Genomic DNA, 26056 nt, shown 5'->3' on the forward strand with positions numbered 1-26056 from the left:
TAATTTTGCTCACTCTTTTACATAAGTAAATAATTTAATTTAACACACTACAATGGTCGTATTAGGAAGTAAAGAGCTTTCTTTGGAAGAAGTGCACCGGATCTTGTTTAATGGGGAGGAATTATCCCTTGATACAGCGGCTTTACAACAGGTAGAGGAGAATTTTAAATTCTTACAGCAGTTTTCCGCCAGGAAACTGATCTATGGTATCAATACAGGTTTTGGGCCGATGGCACAATACCGTATCAGCGAGAGTGATACACACCAGCTGCAATACAACCTGATCCGCAGCCATAGCTCAGGAGCCGGCAACTATCTGAATCCTGTACTGACCAAAGGTCTGATGATCGCCCGCCTTAGCAGTTTCATGCAGGCACACTCAGGGGTACATCCTGAGCTGGTGATTTTACTGAAAGACCTGATCAATAAAAACGTTTTTCCTTGTGTATACGAGCACGGTGGCGTAGGGGCAAGCGGTGACCTGGTTCAGCTGGCTCACCTGGCCCTGGTACTCATCGGCGAAGGTGAGGTAGTCTACGAAGGGGAGCTGCGGCCTACGGCAGAAGTATATGCAGCACTCGGCATTAAGCCGATCGGCGTGCATGTACGTGAAGGGCTGGCAGTGATCAATGGTACCTCTACCATGACAGGTATTGGTCTGGTGAACATTATCCAGGCAAAGAAATTGCTGGGATGGAGCCTGATCCTGTCTTCTATGATCAACGAGATCGTGGAAGCATTTGACGACCACCTCAGTGCTGAACTGAATGCCGTAAAGAAACATGCCGGTCAGAACAAAGTGGCTGCCGCTATGCGCGACATTCTGAAAGACAGTAAGATGGTAAGGCACCGTCCCGACCACTTCTACAAAGAGCTGGAAGAGGAGATCTTTAAAGATAAAGTACAGGAATACTATTCCCTGCGTTGTGTACCACAGGTGCTGGGACCGGTATACGATACGCTGGCACATGCTGAGCAGATCGTGGTGCAGGAACTGAACTCTGTGAGTGACAACCCGGTAGTGGATCACCACCAGCAGAACGTATTTCATGGGGGTAACTTCCATGGTGATTATATCTCCCTGGAAATGGATAAGGTGAAGATTGCAATCACCAAATTGTCAATGCTCTCCGAAAGGCAGCTGAACTACCTGATGAATGACAAGCTCAATCACAAGTTCCCGCCGTTTATGAACCTGGGTAAACTGGGTCTTAACTTCGGTATGCAGGGCATTCAGTTCACGGCTACCTCTACTGTGGCGGAGAACCAGACCCTGTCTTTCCCCATGTATGTGCACAGTATTCCTAACAACAATGATAACCAGGATATTGTGAGCATGGGTACGAATGCTGCGCTCCTGACTCATAAGGTAATAGAGAACACTTTTGAGGTACTGGCTATCCAGGTGATGACGATGCTGCAGGCAGTAGATTACCTGAATTGCCAGGATAAGCTGTCATCCTTCTCACACCTGATCTACCAGGAAGTAAGGGCAATTTTCCCTAAATTTATCCAGGACAGCCCGAAATACAAGGATGCTAAAAGGATTAAGGAATACCTGATGCAGCACGAACCAAAAGTGAAGATTTAAAAGGTTTCCAGCCGGTTTAATAACCAAAATACTAAAGGATGAAATGTGCTTTAATAACAGGTGGCTCAAGAGGGATAGGCAGAGCAATATGCGTAAAGATGGCGGAGATGGGCTATTATGTAATTGTCAACTATAAAGGTAATGAAGCTGCCGCCAATGAAACACTGGAAGCGGTACGTGCTAAGGGAAGTGACGGAGAATCTTTAAAGTTTGACGTAGCCAACGAACAGGAAGTACAGGCTGTACTGGGAACCTGGGTAGAAGCCAACAAAGAGAAAGAAATAGAGATACTGGTGAACAATGCCGGTATTCGTGAAGATAACCTGATGTTTTCAATGAATTCCAACCAATGGCGGAATGTGTTGAACACAAGCCTGGATGGGTTCTTTTATGTGACCAAGCAGGTATTGAACAATATGTTGTTGAAACGTTATGGACGTATCATTAATATTGTATCCCTGTCAGGTATCAAAGGATTGCCTGGTCAGACCAATTATTCCGCTGCCAAAGCAGGGGTAATCGGTGCTACAAAGGCACTGGCGCAGGAGATCGCCAAGCGGGGTGTAACCGTGAATGCGGTAGCGCCCGGTTTTATTAAAACTGATATGACAGCTGAGCTGAATGAAAAGGAACTGGCTGCCCAGGTACCTATGAAGCGGTTCGGAACCCCAGAGGAAGTAGCAGAAGCAGTAGCATTTTTTGCTGGTAAAGCGTCTGCTTATATCACAGGTGAAGTACTGTCCATCAATGGTGGCCTGTACACCTGATAAAAGTATAATTCATTGTAAACCAATGCACCTTACTGTCACACACCCACGCACTTACATCCTGCATGCAAAACGGGTTAAATCCCCGTTTACTTTTATAATTTCGCACTCAGGCCTCTCTAAAAATATGTTATCATGAACAGAGTAGTGATTACCGGATTGGGTATTTATTCCTGTATTGGAAAAAACCTGGAAGCTGTAAGAGACTCGTTATATAAAGGCAAGTCTGGCATTATTCTGGATCCTGCCAGGAAAGAATTTGGGTATCGTTCAGGTTTGACTGGTTATGTAGACCGTCCGGATCTGAAGGGTATGCTGGATCGACGTTCCCGGCTCATGATGCCGGAGCAGGCGGAGTTTGCATATATGAGTACGCGCGAGGCCCTGGCGATGGCTGGCCTGGACCAGGATTACCTGGAAAAGAAGGAAGTGGGGCTGCTGTTTGGCAACGATAGTTCTTCCAAACCGGTGATAGAGGCAACTGATATCATGCGGGAAAAAAAGGATACCATGCTGGTAGGTTCCGGTTCTGTGTTCCAGACCATGAACTCTACGATCAATATGAACCTGGCCACCATCTTCAAGCTAAAGGGCATCAACTTTAGTGTAAGTGCGGCATGTGCCAGTGGTTCCCATGCTATTGGGCTGGGTTATATGTTCATCCGCAATGGTATGCAGGACTGTGTGATCTGTGGAGGTGCACAGGAGATCAATATTTACTCAATGGGCAACTTTGACGGTATCGCTGCCTTTTCAGTAAGGGAAAATGACCCTGCCAAGGCCAGCCGCCCCTTCGATAAAGACAGGGATGGCCTGGTACCCAGTGGGGGCGGGGCTACGGTGATCCTGGAAAGCCTGGAATCGGCACAGCGTCGTGGCGCGACTATCCTGGGTGAGGTGATCGGGTACGGATTCTCTTCCAATGGTGCACATATCTCTAACCCGACTATCGAAGGACCGGTACGTTCCCTGGAGATTGCCCTGAAAGATGCAGGTTTAAAGCCATCGGATGTGGAATACATCAATGCGCATGCTACCAGTACGATAGCCGGTGATGCCAGTGAAGCGGCGGCCATTGACCAGGTATTTGGGGAGAGCCGACCTTATGTAAGCTCCACCAAATCAATGACGGGGCACGAGTGCTGGATGGCAGGTGCAAGCGAAATTGTATACTCAATGCTGATGATGCAAAATGGCTTCATAGCACCCAATATAAACCTGGAAAACCCGGACGGCGCAGCCGCCAGATTAAATATAGCCGGTACTACCATTAATAAAGATTTTAATATATTTTTGTCTAATTCTTTTGGATTTGGGGGAACCAATTCCTCCCTGATAGTCCGCAAGTGGAATAATGAATAGGCTTGTTGTTAACTGTCAGCACTTTAGAGTATTTATTATAACTTTGAGGCAAAGATCAACTTACAACTATTAAGAAGGGTACAGAAAGATAAGGGAATACTAAAGACGATAAGGTGACGCGAACTATTTCAAACCAATTTTTTAAACATCACAACCTATATCTGAGTTAGTTTACACTTGATTATGGATAAGAAAGAGATTATACAAACGACGAATGCATTCCTCGTGGAGGAATTTGAGGCGGATTTGGCATCCCTGACGCCTGATGCTAACCTGAAAGCTACCCTGGACCTGGATAGCCTGGACTATATCGACCTGGTGGTTGTGATTGAAAACAATTTCGGCTTCAAGGTAAACCCTGAAGATTTCCAGGGGATCGCTACCTTCCAGGATTTTTATGACTATGTAGCCAATCGTCTTAAACAAAAAGAACTGGTATAATGGCTTCCTGGGAGGGAAAGTCCAAAGGGAATAAACTGGGGTACAGCATCTTTATTGGGACATTACGTTATGGAGGCGTATTGCCTGCCTACATTTTATTAAGGTTTGTAGCCGCATATTATTTCTTGTTTTCCTATAGTTCATCCCGCCCTATTTTTCAATATTTTCATACGAAGGTAGGCTATGGCTGGTGGCAGTCATTGTGGAGTGTGTACAGGAATTATTATGTATTCGGACAGGTACTGATCGATAAGGTCATTGTCATGTCCGGATTGTCTAATAAATTTACCTTTGAGTTCGAGGGGGAGCAATACCTCAGGGAGATCACCGCTGCCGGTAAGGGCGGTATCATGCTGAGTGCCCACCTGGGAAACTGGGAGGTAGCGGGACACCTGTTTACCAGGTTGCAGACCCGCATTAATATTGTGATGTTCGACGGTGAGCACGAGAGAATCAAAAAGTACTTATCCAGTATAACGGGAGAGCGTAATGTGAATATCATTGTAATTAAGGATGATTTGTCGCACATTTACGCCATCAATGAAGCGCTGAGCAATCAGGAGCTGGTATGCATGCATGCGGACCGGTTTCTGGCTGGCAATAAAACAGTGAATGCTACCTTTATGGGGCAGGAAGCCAGTTTTCCGGCAGGACCATTTCTGCTGGCCGCCACCTTCAGGGTACCGGTATCACTGGTTTTTGCATTTAAGGAGACAAATACCCATTACCACCTCTATGCTACGCCACCCCGTGAATACCATGGCAGGCGCAGGCAGGGGGTAGAGCTGGCTGTACAGGACTTTGTGCAGGAACTGGAAGGTATGGTCAGGAAGTATCCTGAGCAATGGTTTAATTATTACGATTTCTGGGAACAGCCTAAAAACAATTAATAAACACGATGTTCATCCATACAGACGACATTACAGCATATATTCCTCAGCGTGCGCCGATCGTAATGATCAGTGGCATCCTGGAAGTAAAAGATAATATTACGCGAACCGGCCTGCAGATAGCGCCGGATAATTTGTTTGTAGAGGAAGGCGTGTTTAAATCACCAGGACTGCTGGAAAATATGGCACAGACTGCCGCAGCAAGAGTGGGGTATGTAGCCCAACAGGAAAAAACGCCTGTGCCCATCGGGTTTATCGGTGCGGTAAAAGATTTTGAAGTGTTTGCGTTCCCGCCTGCAGGCTCTTTCATCGAAACTACCACGGAGATTGTGAGCCAGGTATTCAATGCTACCATGGTGGCTGCTAAAGTTCAGTTAAACGGAAAAGTGATGGCTCAATGTGAGCTCAAAATATTTATAAACCCCTAATCACTTAAAAACCATTCTTTATGACGCATGTTAGAAAACAACATTTTCTTCTGCTGACATTGTTCCTGTTATGTAGCGCAAGCATAAGCGGTTATGCACAATCATTAAAAGAGTTTTTCGCCAACACATCTACTCCACTCACTTACCTGGGTGTAGACTTTTCATTGACGAAGATCCAGGGAGAAACGGCTACGCCGACGGAGATCAAAGAAAAGTTTGAACCTATTAATTCTGTCATCATTACTGAAGCAAAGAAATATGACGTAACCGGCTCTTTCAAAAGAACAGCGCCTGTTATCAATTATCCCGATGCGGTAAATAAGGTAAATGACAATGCCAATGTGGCCGGTATGAAGACTGACAATGTCAGCGATCTGGGTACATTGACTGCTGAGGACGTGGCCAAACATGTAAAGACCTACAACCTGAGCGGCAAGTCAGGTATCGGGTTGGTATTCGTAATGGAAGGCATGAGCAAGACCAATAAGGAAGCATCTATGTATGCGGTGCTCCTGGACCTGGGCACAAAGAAAGTGCTGAATTCAGAAAAAATCACCGGTAAGGCACAGGGTTTCGGTTTCCGTAACTACTGGGCATATACCGTTTACAAAGTACTGCACACAATAAGTACCGATAAATATAAGGACTGGGCAAAAGCAGCTGCATCAGCTCCTGAAGAAAAGGTAGCGGAAGCGCCAAAAGCGGATACCGCAAAGCCGAAAGCCAAAAAAGGCAAGAAGGCGGTGTGATAAAACAGAGGAATATATGTACCCGACACTAACGGAAAAGGCCAATATACTGGTAAAGTTTAACGAAGCAGATCCGCTGGGAATAGTATGGCATGGTCACTACATACGCTATTTTGAAGATGGCCGCGAAGCCTTTGGAGAAAAGTATGGGTTCCGTTATCTCGATATATATAATCATGGTTATTCGGTGCCGGTTGTAAAGGTGGATTGTAATTACAAGCGCTCTTTACGTTATGGCGACCGCGTTATTGTAGAAACTACCTATGTAAATACCCGGGCAGCCAAACTTAAGTTTGAGTATAAGTTATACAATGCTGCCACCGGTGAACTGGTGGCTGACGGAAGTTCCATGCAGGTATTTCTCGATATAGAGACAAATTCATTGCAACTGACCCTGCCTCCCTTTTTCGAGAAATGGAAAAGGGAGCATGGGCAGCTGTAGCAGTTAAATAAAAATGAGCGGACATGAGGAATGTGTATGTAGCGGCAGATAATATCTTTTCTCCGCTGGGTAGTACAACAGCTGAAAATTTTGCACAGGTATGTAATGGGCAGAGCGGTATTCGCCTGCATGATGATCCGGCTTTTGCGCCGGGTCCTTTTCATGCTGCCATGTTTGCACCCGGACAGCTGAATATGACTGCCTTTACACGTTTTGAACAGATGCTGATTCGTTCTGTACAGCAGGTACTGGACCAGGGCAACATTGATATCAACGATGGGCGTACTGCATTCATCGTATCCACTACCAAGGGGAATATCGAATTGCTGGAAGAACAGGGAAATCCTGCAATGGCAGAGATGGAACTCTTCCACACTGCCCGCAAGGTAGCTACTCACTTTGGTTATACAGCTGACCCGATTGTGGTCAGCAATGCCTGTATCTCAGGTTTGCTGGCAATCCTTACCGCCAGAAGACTGATGCTGTCAGGCAGGTATGATCAGGCAATTGTAACGGGAGCGGATGTACTGACTAAGTTTGTATTGTCCGGTTTCCAGTCATTCCAGGCAGTGAGTCCTGAGCCCTGCAGGCCTTTTGATGCAGAACGCAAGGGCGTGACATTGGGCGAAGGTGCAGCTACAGTACTGCTGACTACAAGGGAAGCTGGCATTCGTGTCGGCGCAGGTGCCGTTACAAACGATGCCAATCACATATCTGGTCCCAGCCGTACAGGTGCGGAACTGGGTTATGCGATGCGGCAGGCGCTGAAAGGAACTGGTCTAACCCCATCGGATATTGGATTTGTATCCGCACATGGTACAGCTACCATGTACAATGATGAGATGGAGTCCAAAGCCTTGCACCTCGCAGGTTTGTTGGACAGGCCTGTGAATAGCCTGAAAGGATACTATGGACATACCCTGGGTGCCGCCGGCCTGATAGAAGCAATTATCGGCATGCGGGCACTACAGCAGGATACTGTGATCCCAACATTGGGATTCGAAACACTGGGTGTAAGTCAGCCGGTATTAATCAATAATCAGATAACCTACAAACCAATGCAGCATTTCCTGAAAACAGTGTCGGGATTTGGAGGGTGTAATGCTGCGATGGTATTTTCTAAATAGATATACACACAGCATGGAGCTTTTTAGTAAAGAAACAAAGACAGCCCTACAGGCACAGGAAGCAGCACTGAGACTGGCATTCGCACCGATCGCATTTCAGGCTACCCGCGCATTGCGTGATTTTGGTATTCTGGAAGTGATCAGCAATAGTGGTCCTGAAGGGCTGACGATTGAAGAAGTACTAGCGCACGTAAAGCTGTCCCGTTACGCTGTACGTGTATTACTGGAGGCTGGTTTGGGTATGGAATTACTGATTGTGAGTGAGCAGAAGAAGTATTCCCTGACAAAAACAGGTTACTTTATTCAGCATGACAGGCTGACCCGCATCAACATGGATTTCTCCCAGGACATCTGTTACCTGGGTATGAACCACCTGAAGGAAAGTCTGCAGGAAGGCCGTCCTGCGGGTCTGAAAGAACTGGGTCCATGGGATACCATTTACCCGGGTTTACCATTGCTGCCACCTGAAATTGGCAAGAGCTGGTTCGAATTTGACCATTATTATTCTGATCTGGCCTTTCCACAGGCGCTGCAGATCGTATTTGCAAATAAACCCCGCACCCTGCTTGACATTGGCGGTAACACCGGGAAATGGACGCTGGCATGTACAAAGCACGATGCAGATGTTCGGGTAACGATGTTTGACCTGCCAGGTGAAATTGAAATTGCAGCGCAAAAGATGAAAGATGAGGGGGTAGCGGATCGTGTATCTTTCCACGAAGCGAATATCCTGGATGAAAGTCTGCCTTTCCCACAGGGATTCGATGCAATCTGGATGAGCCAGTTCCTTGACTGTTTCTCCGAAGAGCAGATTGTATCTATCCTGAAGCGTTGCCGCGAAGCACTGACTGAAAACGGTACGATCTATATCCTGGAGCCATTCTGGAACAGACAGCGCTTTAAGTCAGCAGCATTTAGCCTGCAGCAAACCAGCCTTTACTTTACTGCTATGGCTAATGGAAACAGTCAGATGTACCACACGGACGACTTCTTCAAATGCATTGCTGATGCGGGTCTGCGTATCGTAGAAGAAAATAACGAAATGGGCTTAAATTATACCCTCTTAAAGTGTCAAAAATGAGAGAAAAAGTAGACGTGCTGGTCATAGGAGCCGGCCCTTCCGGAACTGTTGCTGCTTCTATCATCAGGCAGGCAGGTTATTCTGTGAAGATCGTCGAGAAATTACAATTTCCCCGTTTTGTGATCGGGGAGAGTCTGTTGCCCCGTAGCATGGAAGCTTTGTCTGAAGCAAAGTTCATCGATGCGATTACTGCGAAAGGTTTCCAGCAGAAGTTTGGAGCCAAGTTCGTAAAGGGCGATAAGATCTGTGATTTTACTTTTAAAGAACAATATACAAAAGGCTGGGACTGGACCTGGCAGGTAACCAGGGCTGATTTTGATAAAGCACTGGCAGATGCGGTAGAGGAGATGGGAGTACCGGTATGCTACAATACTACTGTAACCAATATTGAATTCAATGGCACTGATTCTGTGACCACAGTAGAAGAGGCGGGTGGTAAGCAGTATGAGATTGAGGCCCGTTTTATAGTAGATGGGAGTGGGTATGGAAGAGTGATTCCGCGCCTCTTCAACCTGGAGAAAAGCTCTAATTTACAACCACGCAAGGCTTTGTTTGCCCACACAGTGGATGTAAACAGGCTGCAATACGATGAGCCGAACCGAATTACAGCGGTGGTACACAGACCGGGTACCTGGATCTGGATTATTCCATTCAGTTCCGGCAATACTTCGGTAGGTTTCGTGAGTGATCCTTCATTCCACAATGAATTTCCAGGTACGCCGGAAGAGCAGTTCCGTGCTATGCTGGCTGCCGAGCCTTATACCAGGGAGCGTTTCAAAGATGTAGAACTGGTATTTGAGCCACGGATACTGGAGTCCTGGTCTGCAACAACAGATAAGTTCTATGGAGAAGGTTTTGTGCTGACGGGGAATGTAACAGAGTTCCTGGATCCTATTTTCTCATCAGGGGTCACACTGGCCTGTGTGTCTGCACAGACAGCATCTAAGCTGGTGATCCGCAAGCTGAAAGGCGAAGATGTGGATTGGGAAAAGGAATACATGCAACCCACTATGCAGGGAGTGAATACCTTCCGCTCTTATGTGATGGCATGGTATGAGGGTACGCTGGATAAAATTTTCTTTGCAAAGAATATCCAGGAAGATGTGAAGAACCAGATCTGTTCTGTACTGGCGGGTTATGTATGGGATGAAACTAACCCATATGTACAAAACCATGAGAAAGGGCTGCAACGGCTGGCACGTACCATTGAACTGATGGAAAAGATTGACGAATTTAATAGATAAGATCAAAGAGGAGGAAGTACAACTTGGATAGCACCGGGCTAAATATAACTGGAAGTGTGGTGATCCGGAACAACCGGATCTACAGGAACAATGAGGTGATCTGGGAGACACCGGAAGATCAGTCTTTGCCTGACTTTTTGCGGGCGGCATATGATCATTTTTCGGGACAGTATCCCAAGTTTCATAAGATGGATCATCTCAGTAAGCTGGGATGGCTGGCGGCAGAAGTCCTTTTACAGCACCGACCGTTTACCGGCTATGCGCCTGAGCAGGTAGGATTGGTTTTAGCCAATCGTAGCGCCAGTCTGGATACAGACCTGCGCTATTTTGATTCTATTAAGGACTTTCCCAGTCCGGCGTTGTTTGTATACACGCTGGCGAATATAGTAATGGGGGAGATCAGCATCCGTCATGGATTTAAAGGTGAGAATGCATTCTTTACTTCGGATACTTATGATGAGGGGCTGATAATGGGGTATACCAGACAGTTACTGTATGAAGGAGCTGTCAGCGCCGTATTATGTGGATGGGTAGAGGTGATGGGAAGTGCGTACGAAGTGATCCTTCACCAGGTTGAAAAATAATTTCTATCCGTGGCTCATAGTAGTCACGACCTATAAAAAATAATATCATGGAAAATTTGATGGCTACACTCAAAGCCCAGATCGTAGAGCAACTGAACCTGCAGGAAGTAAAACCGGAGGATATCGGTGACGATATGCCCCTGTTTAAAGATGGCCTGGGCCTGGATTCCATCGATGCACTGGAACTGATTGTTTTGCTGCAACAGCATTACCAGATCCGTATTGCCAACCCTGAGAAAGGGCCTGAAATCTTTCATTCTGTGCGTACAATCGCCGATTTTATCACAGCGCATCAGCAACAAAATAAATAGGCCATGAGCGGAAACGATGTATGGGTATTAGGTGGCGGTGTCATTTGCGGTATTGGTAACAATGTGCGTGAATGCATTACCTCTTTCCGGCAAATGAAGCCGGGAATGGCCACCATGCAATACCTGTCCTCCACACATCGCGACAGCTTTCCGGTAGTAGAAGTAAAAGCGGACAATGCTACACTGGCTGCAAAGTCAGGGCTCCCTGCTCACATCAGCAGAACTGCACTCCTCAGTGCTGTGGCTGCAAAGGAGGCATGGGAAAGTGCGCAACTTGGCAATATCCGTGAATACCGGGTAGGTCTCGTCTCTGCCAATACTGTAGGTGGTATGGACAAGACGGAAGACTTCTTCGCCGAATACCTGCAGGACAATCAATCCGGCAGATTGCGCGATGTAGTCAACCACGAATGCGGCAGCATCACTGAACTGGTAGCCGATGCACTGGGCATCCGCCATCATGTATCTACTATCAGCACTGCCTGTTCCTCTTCTGCAAACGCTATTATGTATGGAGCCAGGTTGCTCAGAAACAACCTGGTAGATGTAGTGATCGCAGGTGGAACTGATGCCCTGACCCGCTTCACCCTCAATGGGTTTAATACGCTCATGATCCTGGATCAGCAGGCCTGCCGTCCCTTCGACGATACCCGCACTGGTCTGAACTTAGGAGAAGGGGCAGGCTACATCGTAATGGTCAGTGATGCCATTGCACAGAAAATGGATATAAAGCCCTGGTGTAAGCTCACCGGCTACGCAAATGCCAATGATGCTTATCACCAGACAGCTTCCTCTCCAGATGGGATAGGTAACTACCTGGCGATGCAGCAGGCCATGGAAATGGCAGGTATCGGCCCTGAGGATATGAGTTATATCAACCTGCACGGTACAGGTACGCTGAACAATGATTTGTCAGAAGGTACCGCCATCCAGCGTTTATTCGGGAATGCAGTACCTCCGGTAAGCAGTACCAAATCATTCACCGGCCACACCCTGGGTGCCAGTGGTGGTATAGAAGCCGTATTTGCTGCACTGGCAGTGAAAGAGGGCTACCTCTATCCGAATGCTCAATTCAGCCACCAGATGAAGGAACTCAGCTTCTCGCCGGTTACGACATTTTCTGAAGGCAATGTGATCAACAATGTCATGTCAAACTCTTTTGGATTCGGCGGAAACTGTTCCAGCCTGGTCTTTTCGAAGGAAATTAGTTAAGAACTATGAACATTTATATAAATGGAACGGGTTGTGTATCACCGCTGGAGACAGCGGTAGAAGGACGTTTGCCATCGGCAGCGCCGCTTTATGATAATATTCGTCTCAAAGCGGCAGAACCTGATTACAAACAATGGATCGACATTAAGATGATCCGCAGGATGAGCCGTGTCATAAAAATGGGCGTAGCCGCAGCACAACTGAGCCTCCGGGAAGCCGGTATCCAAAAGCCGGAAGGCATCATCACAGGCACTGCTTATGGTTGCCTGGATGATACAGGTGTATTCCTTACCAAGATGATCAACCAGCAAGAGGAAATGCTGACACCCACCGCATTTATCCAGTCTACCCACAATACTGTGGCTGGACAGATCGCCCTCCTCCTGGAATGTCATGCTTACAACAATACCTTTGTACACAAAGGTTTTTCCTTCGAGCATACGCTCATCGACAGCATCATGCAGCTGCGCGAAGGAAAGATCTCCAATATATTGGCAGGAGCGATGGATGAGCTGACCAATCACAGCTTCAATATCCTCTCCCGCTTCAATTTATTTAAACATACCGCTGCCGGTGAAGGCGCTGCCTGTTTTGTGCTGAGCACAGAAAAAGGGCCTAATGCCGTTGCCAAACTGAAAGGTGTATCTGTATTATACAAACCGGGCTCTTATGAAGAAGTAGCTGCTGATATCGTGGGGTTCCTTGCTGCATACAATTGCAGCCAGGAAGATATAGACCTGGTGATCACAGGCCGTAACGGTGATCCTGCCGGGGATGCATGGTATGAGCATGTGGAGAATAATGTGTTTCCTTCTTTGCCTGTGGCACGGTTTAAACATCTGTGTGGAGAATATCCAACTGCCAGTGCATTTGGTACCTGGATGGCAGGCAGGATCATTGCCAGCCAGGAAGTTACACCTGCCGTGTTATTTAAAGGAAATGCACCCTCGGCGATTAAAAAGGTCTTATTGTATAATCATCATGATGCCTCGCATCACTCGATGATTCTCTTATCTATATGCTGACACACCGGAATACAAATATCGCCCTGATCGCACTTATTGCACTGTTTCTATGGCTGTCATTGCCATGGTGGGCATTTGTATTGTTGTTCATTCCTTATTCAGGCGCGCTCGTTTGGGGTGCCATGCAGATCCGGTCAGGCTTTTTCCTGAAAGCAGTATGTGCAGCTGATACTGCTGAGAAAGTAGTGGCCCTTACATTTGACGATGGGCCTCTCACGGAATTTACCCCACAAATACTCGACATCCTGCACAAAGCAAATGCACCTGCTGCTTTCTTTTGCATAGGCAACAGGATTGCCGGACAGGAAGCACTGCTGAAAAGAATAGATGCAGAAGGACATGTGATCGGCAATCACAGCTTTTCGCATCACTTCTGGTTCGACCTGTTTCCGGCAAAGAAGATGCTGGCCGAATTGCAACAGGTGGATACCGCCATCGAACAGGTGACAGGCAAAAAGCCCCGCCTTTTCCGTCCTCCCTACGGAGTAACAAATCCGAATGTACGCAGGGCCGTGCAGAGAGGAAAATACACGGCTGTAGGCTGGAATATCCGTTCACTGGATACAGTTGCCAAACAGGCAGATGAACTGATGAACAGGATTATGGCTGGTCTGAAACCGGGAGCTGTCATTCTTATGCACGATTCAATACCCCTCACAGTAGAAATACTGCCGGTATTGATCGCGCAAATTCGTGAACAGGGATATACTATCAAAAGAATTGATCAATTACTAAATATACCCGCATATGCGTAGATGGATAATAGCATTGATAATGATGTGTGGTGTGGTGCAGGCAAATGCACAGCAGCATCCGGGATACAAACCGGTAGCAGACCTGGCAGGGTTCAAACAGCAGTTTGCTACAGCCTCCCGTCAGACACAGTCTATACAATGTGATTTTGTGCAGGAAAAGAACCTGAGCATGCTGGCAGACAAGATTACGTCCAAAGGCAAATTCTGGTTCAAGAAAGAGAATAAGGTAAGAATGGAGTATACAACTCCATCGTACTACCTGCTGGTGATGAATGGCAAAGACATCAAAACCAAAGATAGTCAGAAAGAAAGTCATGTATCTGCCAAAGGCAACAAACTGTTCGAGCAGATCAACAAAATCACCGTGGATTGCGTACAGGGCAATGTAGTTGACAATGCAGATTTCAAAACAACCATCCTTGAAAACGCTGCAGGTTACCTGCTGGAAATGACACCTGTGAACAAACAGTTGTCCCAGTACTTCAAAACCATCGTACTGCTGGTAGACAGAAAGGATCTGACTGTGAATAAGATTGAGATGTACGAAGCGGGTGGCGACAATACCACTATCAGCTTCCTGCACAAACAACTGAATGTAAATATACCGGATGCGACTTTTGCTGCTAAATAGCCTGTTGCTCTTATGCATACTGACCAGCTGTACCAATGTGTATAAAGGGCTGCAACAAACGGCTGGCGATCCTGGCTGTATTACACAGTTCAGACCACAGTTTGACAATACGCTGTACAGCACACAGGTAGATGTCATGAAGCATCACCTGAGTGGCTTGCTGTTCTTCAAGCAAATGCCTGATAGCAGCCAGCGCGTGGTATTTGCCAATGAGATGGGCTTTAAGTTCTTCGACTTTGAGTTCACCAAAGATGGTCAGTTCATCAAGCACTACATGATGGATAAGATGGATAAAAAGGCTGTGGTGAAGACACTGAGGGGAGATTTTGAGCTGGTATTATTACATCCTGATCTGTCAAAGGCGACAGTGAAACAAGCGGGGGCATTGCGCTATGTAGTGGTGCCTACGGCCAAAGGCAACAATTATTATATCACCGACACTGCCTGTACAAAGCTGGAAAGAGTGGAGAAATCATCATCCCGCAAACCGGTAGTGAAGGCCTGGCTCACAGACTATAAAAACGGTGTGCCGGATACAATCCTGATCAGGCATCAGGGATTCAAATTTAATATTTCATTACAACGCGTACAGAAATAATGCTAGCAGGAAAATTATATACACTGGAACAGACCTTACAGGAGGCTGCAGACAGCGCCACTTATCGTATCGTGCTGAATGCGCAGCATCCTGTATTTGAAGGCCACTTTCCTGGTCGCCCTGTGGTACCTGGTGTGACCATGATGCAAACCGTGCAGGAGCTGCTGGAAGGAAAATTACAGCAGAAAGTGGTGCTGAAGAAAGCCAGCCAGATGAAGTTCCTGAATATGATCGATCCGAATGCGAATCCGCATATAGACGTGACAATACAGCACAAGGAACAGGAAGGAGATATTAAAGTGACAGCCTCGCTGAAGTTTGAGGAGCTCACATTTATGAAATTTCAGGGAACATTCGTAGCCGCTTCATGACGGAACAGCCAACATATAACGATCAGTTTTCGGCACTCAAAGTAGCCGTACTGATCCCAACCTACAATAATGCCGGTACGCTTAAAAGCGTGCTGGATGATGTATTGTCCTATACCCATCATGTAATCGTGGTGAATGATGGCAGTACGGATCATACCGCTGCTATTCTTGATGAATTCCCGCATATTCAGCGGGTTGAATATACCCCTAACAAAGGGAAAGGAATTGCCCTGCGCAGAGGCTTTAAATACGCTGTACAGCAGGGATATGACTATGTGATCACCATGGATGCTGACGGGCAGCATTTTGCTGCTGACCTGCCGCTTATGCTGGAAAAAGTGAGCACACATCCTAAATCTATTGTGATTGGTGCACGTAACCTGCAACAGGAAAACATGCCGGGCAAAAATACATTTGCCAATAAGTTTTCCAACTTCTGGTTCTATGTGGAAACAGGCCTGAAAATGCCGGATACACAATCCGGTTACCGGCTGTATCCGGTATATGCTATGAAGGGGATGCACTTCTGGTGTACAAAGTATGAATTTGAAATAGAAGTCATGGTGCGCTGTGCCTGGAAGGGCATCGGCATCGATTCAGTACCTGTAAAGGTGTATTATCCGCCGGCAGATGAAAGAGTATCTCATTTCCGTCCCCTGCGCGATTTTTCCCGTATCAGCGTATTAAATACGGTACTGGTGCTGATCACCTTTTTGTATATCAAGCCACGCGACTTTATCCTTTACCTCTTCAAAAGGGAAAATTGGAAGAGTATCTGGAATGATCATATTCTGAATAGAAATGAATCCAATGCCAGGAAAGCGGCAGCCATCGGCCTGGGCGTATTCCTGGGCATTGTACCTATATGGGGTTTCCAGCTGCTGAGCGCTTACCTGCTGGCAGCGAGATTGAAACTGAACAAGGCGCTGGTGCTGATAGCATGTAATATCAGCGTACCCCCTATGATTCCTTTTATCATCTTTGCCAGTTTTGCAACAGGTAAGTTCTGGATGAAGAATGGCAGTATGACCATCAACTTCAGCAAGCAACTGAGTTTTGAAACGGTGAAGATGAACTTTGAACAATACCTCTATGGTAGCATTACGCTTTCGATCGTGGCTGGCTTGCTGGCAGCATTGATTGTGTATGCATTACTCTCTATATTCAGGAACGATCCTGTCAAACAAGACCAGCCAATTTAGTTAAGTATAATCAGTATGGGCAAATTATTCGTCGGCATATACAATTTCTTTGATCGTCACAAAGCATGGTGCTGGGCCTGCATGCTCTTCAGTTTCGTACTGGTAGGCGCAGGTGCCTGGCAAATCAGGCTGGAAGAGGATATTACCCGTATTCTGCCACAGGATAAAACCCTCGATAAGCTGCAGCAGGTGTTCAACGATTCACACTTTGCTGATAAGCTGGTCATCACTATTTCACAGAGAGATAGTACGGCTGTTGCCCAACCGGATAGTCTTACCGCATTTGCAGGTGAGCTGGCAGATAATGCAAAAGCAAGACTGGCACCCTGGATGAACCAAATCCAGGCACAGGTACAGGATAGTACAGTGCTGGATATGATGCAGGTGATGCAGGAGCATTTGCCCGTATTCCTGGAAGAGCAGGATTACAAACGCATAGATTCTCTCATCACACCAGATCGCTTACAGCAGTCACTGCAAAACAATTACAATACCCTGATCTCACCAGCGGGCCTGGTGGTGAAAAAGGTGATCGCTGTGGATCCTACCGGTATGTCATGGATAGGAATCAAAAAACTGCAGCACTTACAGTACGACGATCACTTTGAGCTGTATGATGGTTATATCATGACGAAAGACCATCAGCACATTCTCATGTTCATTACACCGAAATTCCCTCCCAGTGCAACGGGAAAAAACACCGTGTTCCTGGATGAATTACAGGCCCAGATCGATTCATTGCAGCAGCATCATTCCTTTACAACGGCTTCTTATTTTGGTGGTACAGCTGTGTCAGCAGGCAATGCGATACAGTTAAAGAAAGATCTGATCCTGACACTGAGCATTACGATTGTAGTATTCGTGATATTGATTCCCCTGTATTTCAGAAAAAAGAGAGCAGCCCTGTTGTTGATGCTGCCAGTGGTATTTGGGGGATTGTTTTCTCTGACATGCATCTGGCTGGTACAGGGCAGCATTTCCGGTATAGCATTAGGTGTAGGGGCTGTAGTATTGGGCATTGCAATTAATTATTCCCTGCACGTATTCAATCATTATCGCCACTTTCCTGACATCCGTGAGGTGATCAATGACCTGGCTACACCAATGACGATCGGGAGTTTTACAACCATTGGAGGTTTCCTTTGCCTGCAGTTTATAGAATCACCTATACTACAGGATGTGGGAATCTTTGCGGCCTTTAGTCTGATTGGTGCAGCCTTGTTCTCCCTTATCTTCTTACCCCACCTGATAGTATTAGGGAAAAAAGAAAATGTAACAGTTCATCATGATACCTGGTTAGATAAGATCTCTACATACAAACCGGAACAGAATAAATGGCTGGTAGGGGGGATTCTTGTATTGACAGTCATCTTCTTCTTCACCATGAAGAATGTGGCTTTCGAAAGCGATATGATGCGTATGAACTTTATGCGTCCAGAGCTGAAAGAGGCCGAAGCTACCCTTAATAAAGTGAATGCTTACACCGCACAATCCGTATACTTAATCACAGAAGCTCCTGATCTGGAAACCGCTTTACAACGTAGTGAGGCACTGCTGCCAAAGGTCAACCAGTTGCAACAACAGGGAGCTGTGAAGAAGTATGCAGGGGTGAATGTATTGCTACTTTCCAACCAGGAACAACAGCGCCGTATACAAAGATGGAATGCCTACTGGACACCTGAGAAAAAACAACAGGTGATCACATATCTGCAGCAGCACGGACCTGCGGTAGGTTTTAAACCGGCTGCCTTCGATGCTTTTGCACAGTGGCTCACACAAGACTTTGATCACATCCCTGATGCTACCTTACACAATTTGCGTACAGGAACATTGGGCGATTTTATTACGGAGAAGCATGGAAAAGTATCGCTCGTAACCCTGCTGAAAGTAGACCCTGCACAGAAGAAGACTGTCTACGAAAAGCTGGAACATGATCCAAACACCGCCATCCTCGATAAACAATATGTAACGAACCGCCTGGTAGTGGTATTACAAAGTGAGTTCAGCAGCATCGCCTGGATGACTTCATTGCTTGTATTTTTTGCATTATTACTCTCATATGGCCGGATAGAACTTACCATCATCACCTTTATTCCTATGGCTATCAGCTGGGTGTGGATCCTGGGTATAATGGGGCTGTTTGGGATCAGGTTCAATATCGTGAATATCATTCTCAGCACATTCATCTTTGGTTTGGGCGATGACTACAGCATCTTTACCATGGATGGTTTATTGCAGCGATACAGGACCGGAAAGGAAGAAAATCTTTCCTCATTCCGTTCTTCCATCTTCCTGTCTGCCATCACGACTATCATCGGCCTGGGTGTGATGATCTTTGCTAAGCATCCTTCCCTGAAGTCTCTGGCTTTGATTTCTATCATTGGTATCAGTTCGGTCGTATTAGTATCACAGGTACTGATTCCATTTCTTTTCAACTGGCTCATTACAAACAGGGTGAGTAAGGGCAGAGCTCCATGGACATTACATGGCTGGCTGAAGTCTGTATTCTCCTTTACTTACTTCACCTTTGGATGTCTGCTCATGACGGTGATAGGATGGTTCCTGCTCCGTATCAATCCTTTCAACAGGAAAGTAGGCAAGCGCTTGTATCATCGCCTGCTGTCAAAATACACATGGTCTGTGCTCTACATCATGGGCAATGTGAAAAAGAAAATCATCAATCCGCTGGGTGAAAAGCTGGATAAACCAGCAGTTATCATCAGCAATCACCAGTCATTCCTCGATATCCTGGTGTCTACCATGCTGCATCCAAACGTGGTGCTGCTTACCAGTGAGTGGGTATGGAACTCACCTGTATTTGGGGCAGTGGTGAGGATGGCGGACTACTATCCTGTGGCTGAAGGTGCAGAAGGTAGTATTGAAAAACTGAAGGAGCAGGTAGACAATGGATACTCCATCGTAGTTTATCCTGAAGGCACCCGTTCTCCTGATGGCAAAATGAAACGTTTCCACAAGGGCGCTTTCTATATCGCAGAACAATTAGGACTGGACATCTTACCTATCATCATTCATGGTACAGGTTATACAATGAGCAAGAATGACTTCCTGCTCAAGGACGGTCAAATCACGGTGAAGTACCTGCCCCGAATCGCACCAGGAGGTAGTTATGCTGCCCGCACCAAGGAGATCAGCCGTTACTTCAAGGCAGAGCATGAGGCCCTGCGGCAGACGATTGAAACGCCGGCTTATTACCGTGAACAGATGATTTATAACTATATCTACAAAGGCCCGGTATTAGAGTGGTACATGCGTATCAAAACAAAACTGGAAGGCAACTATGAGCTTTTCGAAGAGCTGTTGCCTAAGAAAGGCCGGATACTGGATGTAGGGTGTGGATATGGATTCCTGAGCTATATGCTTCACTGGATGTCAGCTGACAGGATAGTGAAGGGAATCGATTATGATGAAGACAAAATTATCACTGCACAGCATGGCTACCTGAAAGGGGAGCAGCTGTCATTTGAATGCGTAGACGTAACCAATTATACATTTGACAAGTACGATGCATTTATCATCACAGATGTATTGCATTACCTGCAAGCGGACGAGCAGGAGAAAGTATTGTCAGCGTGCATCCATCAACTGGAACCGGGTGGCGTGATCATAGTAAGGGATGGAGACAGTGACCTCAAGGAAAGACATGAAGGTACCCGTCTTACAGAATTCTTTTCTACCAAACTGCTCGGGTTCAACAAGACAAAAGATAAACCCTTGTCTTTCTTCTCCTCATCAGCAATTGCCCGCATTGTGGCAGCTAATGGAGCGGTGATGGAGAAAATTGATAACACGCGTTATACCTCGAATGTTATTTTTATCATCAAAAAGTTACCCCCTGAAGATGCAGCAATATGATGTCATAATTATCGGTAGTGGCCTGGGCAGTTTAGTTTGCGGAGCCATCCTCGGCAAGTATGGTTATCGTGTCTGTTTATTCGAAAAAAACAGGCAGATAGGTGGTTGTTTGCAAACATATTCGCGCGACAAAGCTATAATTGATTCCGGTGTGCACTACATTGGTGGCCTGGAAGAAGGACAAACCCTGCACAAAGTATTCCGTTACCTGGGAATAATAAAAAACATGAAGCTGCTGCGTATGGAGATGGATGGTTTCGATCAGATCTCTTTCGGCAATGAGCAGCATGTGTACAGGATGGCACAGGGACGGGACAATTTTATTCAGCAACTGTTAGCAGATTTTCCAAAAGAAAAGGAAGCCCTGCATGCTTATGTGGATAAACTGGAAGAAATCTGTGGCAAGTTCCCACTCTTTAATATGAGATTAGGAAGTGCTTCGGAAAAGGAGAGCGTGATGGGGGAGGAGGTCTCGGCATACCTGCGTAGCATTACGAGCAACGAACGCCTGCAGAATGTACTGGCAGGAAATAATATGCTCTATGCAGGTTACCCTGACAGAACACCCCTGTATGTACATGCCCTGGTGCAGCATAGTTATATAGAAAGTGCCTGGAAATGTGTAGATGGTGGATCTGTTATAGCCCGTAGCCTGAGCAAAACGATCCGTGCACAGGGGGGCGATATTATCCGGAATATGGAGGTAAAAGCGATCGTAGAGTCCGAAGGCCGGGTAGATCATATCGTACTGGAAAACGGACAGGAAGTAGGTGGTAAATATTTCATTTCCGGTTTACACCCTGCACGTACTATCGGTATGGTAAAGGGAGAAGGCCTCCGCAATGCGTATAAGAGCCGCATTAACTCCCTGGAAAATACACCCGGTACCTTTATGATCAATGTGGTACTCAAACCGGGATCATTTCCCTACCTGAATCATAACATTTATCATCATGCCACTTCCAATGCATGGGATGGCATTAATTATACCGCGGACAACTGGCCGCAGACCTACGCAATGTTTGTATCGGCAGGTACCGGTAAGGAGCAGTATGCTGATAATCTGTCTATTATGACCTATATGCGTTACGAAGATGTGGCGCAATGGCATGATACCTTCAATACTGACGACAAGCCACATGAGCGGGATGCCAGTTACCAGGAATTTAAGAAAGAAAAGGCGGAGAAGCTGCTGGACATGGTCTCTCAGCAATATCCGCAGCTGCGTAGCTGTATTCATTCCATGTATGTAGCTACGCCCCTGACCTACCGGGACTACCTGAATATTCCGGAAGGGAGCATGTATGGAATTGTTAAAGATGCAAGAGATCCGTTAAAGTCTATGATTCCTGCAGCTACCAGGCTGCCGAATTTGTATCTTACAGGCCAAAACCTGAACTTACATGGTATTTTGGGTGTAACGATGAGCGCGGTGCTGACCTGTGCCGGGCTGGTCGACTTAGAAACAATCGTAGAAGAGATAAACAGGAGTTAAGTCATTTATAATATGAACAAGGGGAAAAAACGAAGCGGATGGCGCAAATTGGGAAGAGCGCTGTTATTTATTTTTGGCGGTATCTTATTGGTGCTGATAGCGCTGATTATATATGTGGTAAGTGTAGGTTATATCAACCCGCCTGATATTGCAGACAAGAGCGCACTCAAACTGGAGCGCAAACAACTGGATTCATCTGCCTATACCATTGGTAATAACTGGTTCCGTAAGAGCAATAGCGGCCTGTATGAAATGTATGTGGAGGGAAAACCTTTCGAAAGAGGGGTGATCTATGGTAAGCTCTCTGCTGAACTGGTGAAAAGACAGGAAGATAACTTCACGGATCAGATCAAAAAGATGATCCCTTCGCAGTCCTACCTCAAATTCCTGCGCTACTTTGTAGGTTTCTTCAATCGTAACCTGGCTGATAATATTGAAGAAGAGAACAAGGAAGAAATATACGGTATCTCTTTCTCCGCTTCCGATAAATATGATTTCATTGGTACAAACTATGAGCGCCTGCTCAACTACCATGCAGCGCACGACATTGGTCACGCATTGCAGAATATGGCACTGGTAGGTTGTACATCCTTCGCCACCTGGAATGATGCCTCTGCCGATAGTAACCTGATCATAGGCCGCAACTTCGACTTCTATGTAGGCGATAAGTTTGCAGAAGATAAGGTGATTGCCTTCTATCATCCTGACAAAGGTTTCAATTTCATGATCGTAACCTGGGCTGGTTTTACCGGCTGTACATCAGGTATGAACCAGGCAGGCCTGACAGTGACAATCAATGCTGATAAGAGTAAAATTCCTACCGGTTCAGCTACGCCTGTCTCCCTGGTTGCAAGAGAGATCCTGCAATATGCCAGGAGCATCGACGAAGCCTATGCTATTGCAAAGAAGCATACGATGTTCGTATCTGAGTCTTTCCTGATAGGTTCTGCTTTTGATAACCGTGCCGCCATCATCGAAAAGACACCGGACAGTATGGAACTGTATGATCCTAAAAAGAACTTCATTACCTGTACAAATCACTTCCAGGGGGAAAACTTCAAAGCTACTCCTGAGAATATCAAACAAAGAGAGGAAACAGCTTCCGGTTACCGCTTTGAGCGCCTGACCGAATTGCTGAAGGAGAAAGGTCCTAATACGGTTCAAAATACGGTAGACATTCTGCGTGACCGTTTCGGTCTGCGTGGCAGGGATATCGGGGTAGGCAATGAGAAAGCCATCAACCAGTTCATCGCCCATCACTCCGTAGTGTTTGAACCTAAGCAGAAACTCGTATGGATCTCGACAGCACCATGGCAGCTGGGTGAGTATGTGTGCTATAACCTGGATTCCATTTTCAGCATGCATGGTTTGCAGACAGATCATGAGGTATACGACAGCAGCCGTATGATTGCTCCTGATCCATTTATCCAAACGAAAGCCTTTATCAACTTCAAAGCATATCGTTCTTTAAAGCAGGCCGCACAGGAAGGCGCTCCGGTAGATCCAAAACTGATACCGGCACTGGATCCTGAGTTTTACCATGCATATGTAGTAGCAGGTGATTATGCTTTCAAACACGGTAATTTTGAGGAGGCAAAAGGCTTTTATGAAGTGGCGCTCACCAAAGAGATTGCAAACAAATCAGAAGAGGTCCATATCCGGAAACAAATAGAATTGTGTAATAAAAAATCATGATCTACGGCTTAGGCACAGATATCGTTGATGTGGCACGCATAGCAGCCAAAATCGCCAAAGGAAATGGCTTTAAGGAGCTTGTGTTCAGCCCTCAGGAGATAAGCTATTGCGAGCAGCAGGTCCATAGCGAAGAGCACTATGCCGCCCGATTTGCAGCCAAGGAGGCCCTGTTAAAGGCATTGGGCACCGGCTTTATGCACGGTGGCGTTCATTTCAATGAAATAGAGATCACCAATGATGCAAACGGCAAGCCGTTGCTACAGCTCACCGGCAATGCCAGCTCCCGCTATGAACAGCTACAGATCAAACAGATTTTGGTTTCATTGTCACATATCAATACCACAGCAGTTGCGACAGTGATCATTGAAGTCTGAAAACCTGATACCATGTATATACCCAACATAGAATTGCAGCCCTCTTCTTCCATCAGGGCATTTCAGGAAAAAGAAGTTCTTCACCTGCTGGGCTACCTGCGGGAGTTTTCACCCTTTTACCGGAATTGGTTTGCCGAACATGGCATACAGCCTTCGGACGTGAAGTCGCTGGATGACCTCTGGCGTATTCCTCCTGTTACCAAGGAGCACCTGCAACAGCAGAACTGGGAATTCCTGTGTGTGGATAAGAGCAAGATTGCAGAATATACCACTACCTCCGGTACCCTGGGCAGACCTGTGATCATAGCACTGACACAAAAAGACCAGGATCGCCTGGCGTACAATGAATACATTTCTTTTTGTTGTGCAGATGGTACGGAGAATGATATTTACCAGCTGATGCTCACGCTGGACAGGCAGTTCATGGCAGGCATGGCGTATTACAACGGCATCCGCAAATTAGGCGCAGGTGTACTGCGTGTAGGCCCCGGTGTACCATCACTGCAATGGGAAAATATTCAACGGATTCAGCCCACTACTATTGTAGCGGTACCTTCATTCATTGTGAAGCTGATCGCATTTGCAAAAGAACATCATATCGACATCAACGCCTCTTCTGTGAAGAAAGCAGTGTGCATAGGAGAGAACATCCGTAATGCTGATTTCACCTACAATGTATTGGGGAAGAAGATCACGGAGCAATGGGATATCAGGCTCTATTCAACCTATGCCAGTACAGAAATGCAAACCGCGTTTACAGAATGCAATGCAGGCCATGGTGGTCATCATCATCCTGAACTGCTCTATGTGGAATTGCTGGATGAGAATAATCAGCCGGTAGGCCCGGGCCAGGATGGCGAAGTAACCATTACCACCCTGGGTGTAGAAGGCATGCCTCTGCTGCGATACAAAACCGGAGATATTTGCCGCTACTTTGAGGAACCCTGCTCCTGTGGCCGTCAAACGCGGCGCTTATCACCAGTAATAGGCCGCCGTAAGCAGATGATCAAATACAAGGGGACTACCCTGTATCCACCGGCACTGTTTGACCTGCTGAACGATATGGAAGAAGTGAAGGAGTTTGTAGTTGAAGTATTCAGCAACGAATTAGGCACAGACGAAATCCTGCTGCACCTGTGGCCGCTGCAGGAATCAGAAGATATAGACAGAAAGATCCGTTCTTACCTGCAGGCGAAACTGAGGGTGATCCCTCAGATCAGGTATGTAGGTCAGGCGGAAATCATGAAAATGCTGATGCCGGAAGGGCAACGCAAACCAGTGAAGTTTGTGGATAACCGCGGCTAAAAGCTTACGGAGACAGCGGCTTTGGGATTATCAAGTTTATTGCTTTTTCTCACACCATCCCTGATCACATGGATCATATTGATCTGGTTGGGATGTTCGCTATACAGGATATCGTCTTTGACCTTCACTTGTTTAAAAGGTGTAACATTCTGAGCTACGAGAAAGCACCAGGCCGCTTCTTCCTCAATTTTATAGCCCAGGTAGCTCAGCTTTACTACTTTCCCATCCACATTCACCACCAGGTGTTTGCTGATGTAGCCGGCAATGAGGCTGTCCATTTGAGCTTTGTTGGCAGGGTGAATGATGTCCAGGGGAAGCTTGGACTCCTTTTTCAGCACATTCTCCAGGTCATCAGCAAAAATCCTGCAGCTGACCTGGACCTCGTTTTTAGCCTTTACATGTTCGATTTCTGTGACACTCACATAGAATGGGTGAAAGGCGAAAAAAGCCGGCAATAACCATTTATATAATATTAACCCCACTTGCCTAAAAAATTTTAAATA

At 46.4% G+C, this 26056-nt stretch carries 26 protein-coding genes; 25 read left to right on the plus strand and 1 reads right to left on the minus strand.

Annotated features, from left to right (window positions below; all coding sequences use genetic code 11):
• The first annotated feature begins 52 nt into the window (after window positions 1–52).
• The 25 genes from DXN04_RS02085 to DXN04_RS02205 all read left to right on the plus strand — a co-directional run bounded on the left by DXN04_RS02085 (window position 53) and on the right by DXN04_RS02205 (window position 25553).
• Complete coding sequence (locus DXN04_RS02085) at window positions 53–1591, plus strand: HAL/PAL/TAL family ammonia-lyase (protein ID WP_116851643.1); 1539 nt, start codon at window positions 53–55, stop codon at window positions 1589–1591.
• Between the two features lie 38 nt (window positions 1592–1629).
• The gene (gene fabG / locus DXN04_RS02090; RefSeq protein WP_116851644.1) at window positions 1630–2358 is read left to right on the plus strand and encodes a 3-oxoacyl-ACP reductase FabG; all 729 of its coding nucleotides are present in this window, start codon (window positions 1630–1632) and stop codon (window positions 2356–2358) included.
• Between the two features lie 135 nt (window positions 2359–2493).
• On the plus strand, window positions 2494–3720 hold the full coding sequence (locus tag DXN04_RS02095; protein ID WP_116851645.1) for a beta-ketoacyl-[acyl-carrier-protein] synthase family protein: 1227 nt from the start codon (window positions 2494–2496) through the stop codon (window positions 3718–3720).
• 183 nt (window positions 3721–3903) lie between these two features.
• The gene (locus DXN04_RS02100; protein ID WP_116851646.1) at window positions 3904–4161 is read left to right on the plus strand and encodes an acyl carrier protein; all 258 of its coding nucleotides are present in this window, start codon (window positions 3904–3906) and stop codon (window positions 4159–4161) included.
• Entirely contained in the window at window positions 4161–5051 is an 891-nt protein-coding gene (locus DXN04_RS02105; RefSeq protein ID WP_116851647.1) for an LpxL/LpxP family acyltransferase, read from the plus strand. Before DXN04_RS02100 ends, DXN04_RS02105 begins: the two co-directional genes overlap by 1 nt.
• 8 nt (window positions 5052–5059) lie before the next feature.
• Complete coding sequence (locus DXN04_RS02110) at window positions 5060–5479, plus strand: 3-hydroxyacyl-ACP dehydratase (protein WP_116851648.1); 420 nt, start codon at window positions 5060–5062, stop codon at window positions 5477–5479.
• A 20-nt stretch (window positions 5480–5499) separates the two neighbouring features.
• Complete coding sequence (locus DXN04_RS02115; RefSeq protein WP_116851649.1) at window positions 5500–6228, plus strand: hypothetical protein; 729 nt, start codon at window positions 5500–5502, stop codon at window positions 6226–6228.
• A 16-nt stretch (window positions 6229–6244) separates the two neighbouring features.
• A complete protein-coding gene (locus DXN04_RS02120; RefSeq protein ID WP_116851650.1) occupies window positions 6245–6670 on the plus strand; it encodes an acyl-CoA thioesterase in 426 nt (141 codons plus the stop codon).
• A gap of 23 nt (window positions 6671–6693) precedes the next feature.
• Window positions 6694–7797: a beta-ketoacyl-[acyl-carrier-protein] synthase family protein gene (locus DXN04_RS02125; RefSeq protein ID WP_116851651.1), complete on the plus strand. Its 1104-nt coding sequence runs from the start codon at window positions 6694–6696 to the stop codon at window positions 7795–7797.
• A gap of 13 nt (window positions 7798–7810) precedes the next feature.
• Window positions 7811–8878, plus strand: coding sequence for a methyltransferase (locus DXN04_RS02130; RefSeq protein WP_116851652.1), 1068 nt, complete (start codon window positions 7811–7813; stop codon window positions 8876–8878).
• Complete coding sequence (locus DXN04_RS02135) at window positions 8875–10122, plus strand: NAD(P)/FAD-dependent oxidoreductase (RefSeq protein ID WP_116851653.1); 1248 nt, start codon at window positions 8875–8877, stop codon at window positions 10120–10122. The genes DXN04_RS02130 and DXN04_RS02135 overlap by 4 nt, the downstream gene beginning before the upstream one ends.
• A 56-nt stretch (window positions 10123–10178) precedes the next feature.
• Entirely contained in the window at window positions 10179–10706 is a 528-nt protein-coding gene (locus DXN04_RS02140; RefSeq protein WP_199414970.1) for a hypothetical protein, read from the plus strand.
• 47 nt (window positions 10707–10753) lie between these two features.
• Entirely contained in the window at window positions 10754–11017 is a 264-nt protein-coding gene (locus tag DXN04_RS02145) for a phosphopantetheine-binding protein (protein WP_116851654.1), read from the plus strand.
• A gap of 3 nt (window positions 11018–11020) precedes the next feature.
• The gene (locus tag DXN04_RS02150) at window positions 11021–12229 is read left to right on the plus strand and encodes a beta-ketoacyl-[acyl-carrier-protein] synthase family protein (RefSeq protein ID WP_116851655.1); all 1209 of its coding nucleotides are present in this window, start codon (window positions 11021–11023) and stop codon (window positions 12227–12229) included.
• A 5-nt stretch (window positions 12230–12234) separates the two neighbouring features.
• Window positions 12235–13254: a beta-ketoacyl synthase chain length factor gene (locus tag DXN04_RS02155; protein ID WP_116851656.1), complete on the plus strand. Its 1020-nt coding sequence runs from the start codon at window positions 12235–12237 to the stop codon at window positions 13252–13254.
• On the plus strand, window positions 13248–14009 hold the full coding sequence (locus DXN04_RS02160) for a polysaccharide deacetylase family protein (RefSeq protein WP_116851657.1): 762 nt from the start codon (window positions 13248–13250) through the stop codon (window positions 14007–14009). Before DXN04_RS02155 ends, DXN04_RS02160 begins: the two co-directional genes overlap by 7 nt.
• Window positions 14002–14640, plus strand: coding sequence for an outer membrane lipoprotein carrier protein LolA (locus DXN04_RS02165; protein ID WP_116851658.1), 639 nt, complete (start codon window positions 14002–14004; stop codon window positions 14638–14640). The genes DXN04_RS02160 and DXN04_RS02165 overlap by 8 nt, the downstream gene beginning before the upstream one ends.
• Window positions 14618–15238 (plus strand): hypothetical protein, encoded by a 621-nt coding sequence (locus DXN04_RS02170; protein ID WP_147319817.1) that lies wholly within the window; start codon window positions 14618–14620, stop codon window positions 15236–15238. The genes DXN04_RS02165 and DXN04_RS02170 overlap by 23 nt, the downstream gene beginning before the upstream one ends.
• Window positions 15238–15609, plus strand: coding sequence for a 3-hydroxyacyl-ACP dehydratase (locus tag DXN04_RS02175; RefSeq protein ID WP_116851660.1), 372 nt, complete (start codon window positions 15238–15240; stop codon window positions 15607–15609). The genes DXN04_RS02170 and DXN04_RS02175 overlap by 1 nt, the downstream gene beginning before the upstream one ends.
• Complete coding sequence (locus DXN04_RS02180) at window positions 15606–16811, plus strand: DUF2062 domain-containing protein (protein WP_116851661.1); 1206 nt, start codon at window positions 15606–15608, stop codon at window positions 16809–16811. Before DXN04_RS02175 ends, DXN04_RS02180 begins: the two co-directional genes overlap by 4 nt.
• A gap of 15 nt (window positions 16812–16826) precedes the next feature.
• Window positions 16827–20684 (plus strand): trifunctional MMPL family transporter/lysophospholipid acyltransferase/class I SAM-dependent methyltransferase, encoded by a 3858-nt coding sequence (locus DXN04_RS02185; protein ID WP_116851662.1) that lies wholly within the window; start codon window positions 16827–16829, stop codon window positions 20682–20684.
• Window positions 20671–22179 carry a phytoene desaturase family protein gene (locus tag DXN04_RS02190; protein ID WP_116851663.1) on the plus strand — a complete coding sequence of 503 codons (1509 nt, stop codon included), beginning with the start codon at window positions 20671–20673 and terminating at the stop codon, window positions 22177–22179. Before DXN04_RS02185 ends, DXN04_RS02190 begins: the two co-directional genes overlap by 14 nt.
• A 12-nt stretch (window positions 22180–22191) precedes the next feature.
• Window positions 22192–23874 carry a C45 family peptidase gene (locus DXN04_RS02195; protein ID WP_116851664.1) on the plus strand — a complete coding sequence of 561 codons (1683 nt, stop codon included), beginning with the start codon at window positions 22192–22194 and terminating at the stop codon, window positions 23872–23874.
• Window positions 23871–24248: a holo-ACP synthase gene (gene acpS, locus DXN04_RS02200; RefSeq protein ID WP_116851665.1), complete on the plus strand. Its 378-nt coding sequence runs from the start codon at window positions 23871–23873 to the stop codon at window positions 24246–24248. The genes DXN04_RS02195 and acpS overlap by 4 nt, the downstream gene beginning before the upstream one ends.
• Window positions 24249–24260: 12 nt before the next feature.
• A complete protein-coding gene (locus tag DXN04_RS02205) occupies window positions 24261–25553 on the plus strand; it encodes a phenylacetate--CoA ligase family protein (protein WP_116851666.1) in 1293 nt (430 codons plus the stop codon).
• Here the strand turns inward: DXN04_RS02205 and DXN04_RS02210 are convergent.
• Window positions 25550–26035, minus strand: coding sequence for a DUF6702 family protein (locus DXN04_RS02210; RefSeq protein WP_116851667.1), 486 nt, complete (start codon window positions 26033–26035; stop codon window positions 25550–25552). The two genes, DXN04_RS02205 and DXN04_RS02210, sit on opposite strands and share 4 nt — an antisense overlap.
• Window positions 26036–26056 lie beyond the last annotated feature (21 nt).

Source organism: Chitinophaga silvisoli (genome assembly GCF_003412465.1).
Taxonomy (GTDB): domain Bacteria; phylum Bacteroidota; class Bacteroidia; order Chitinophagales; family Chitinophagaceae; genus Chitinophaga; species Chitinophaga silvisoli.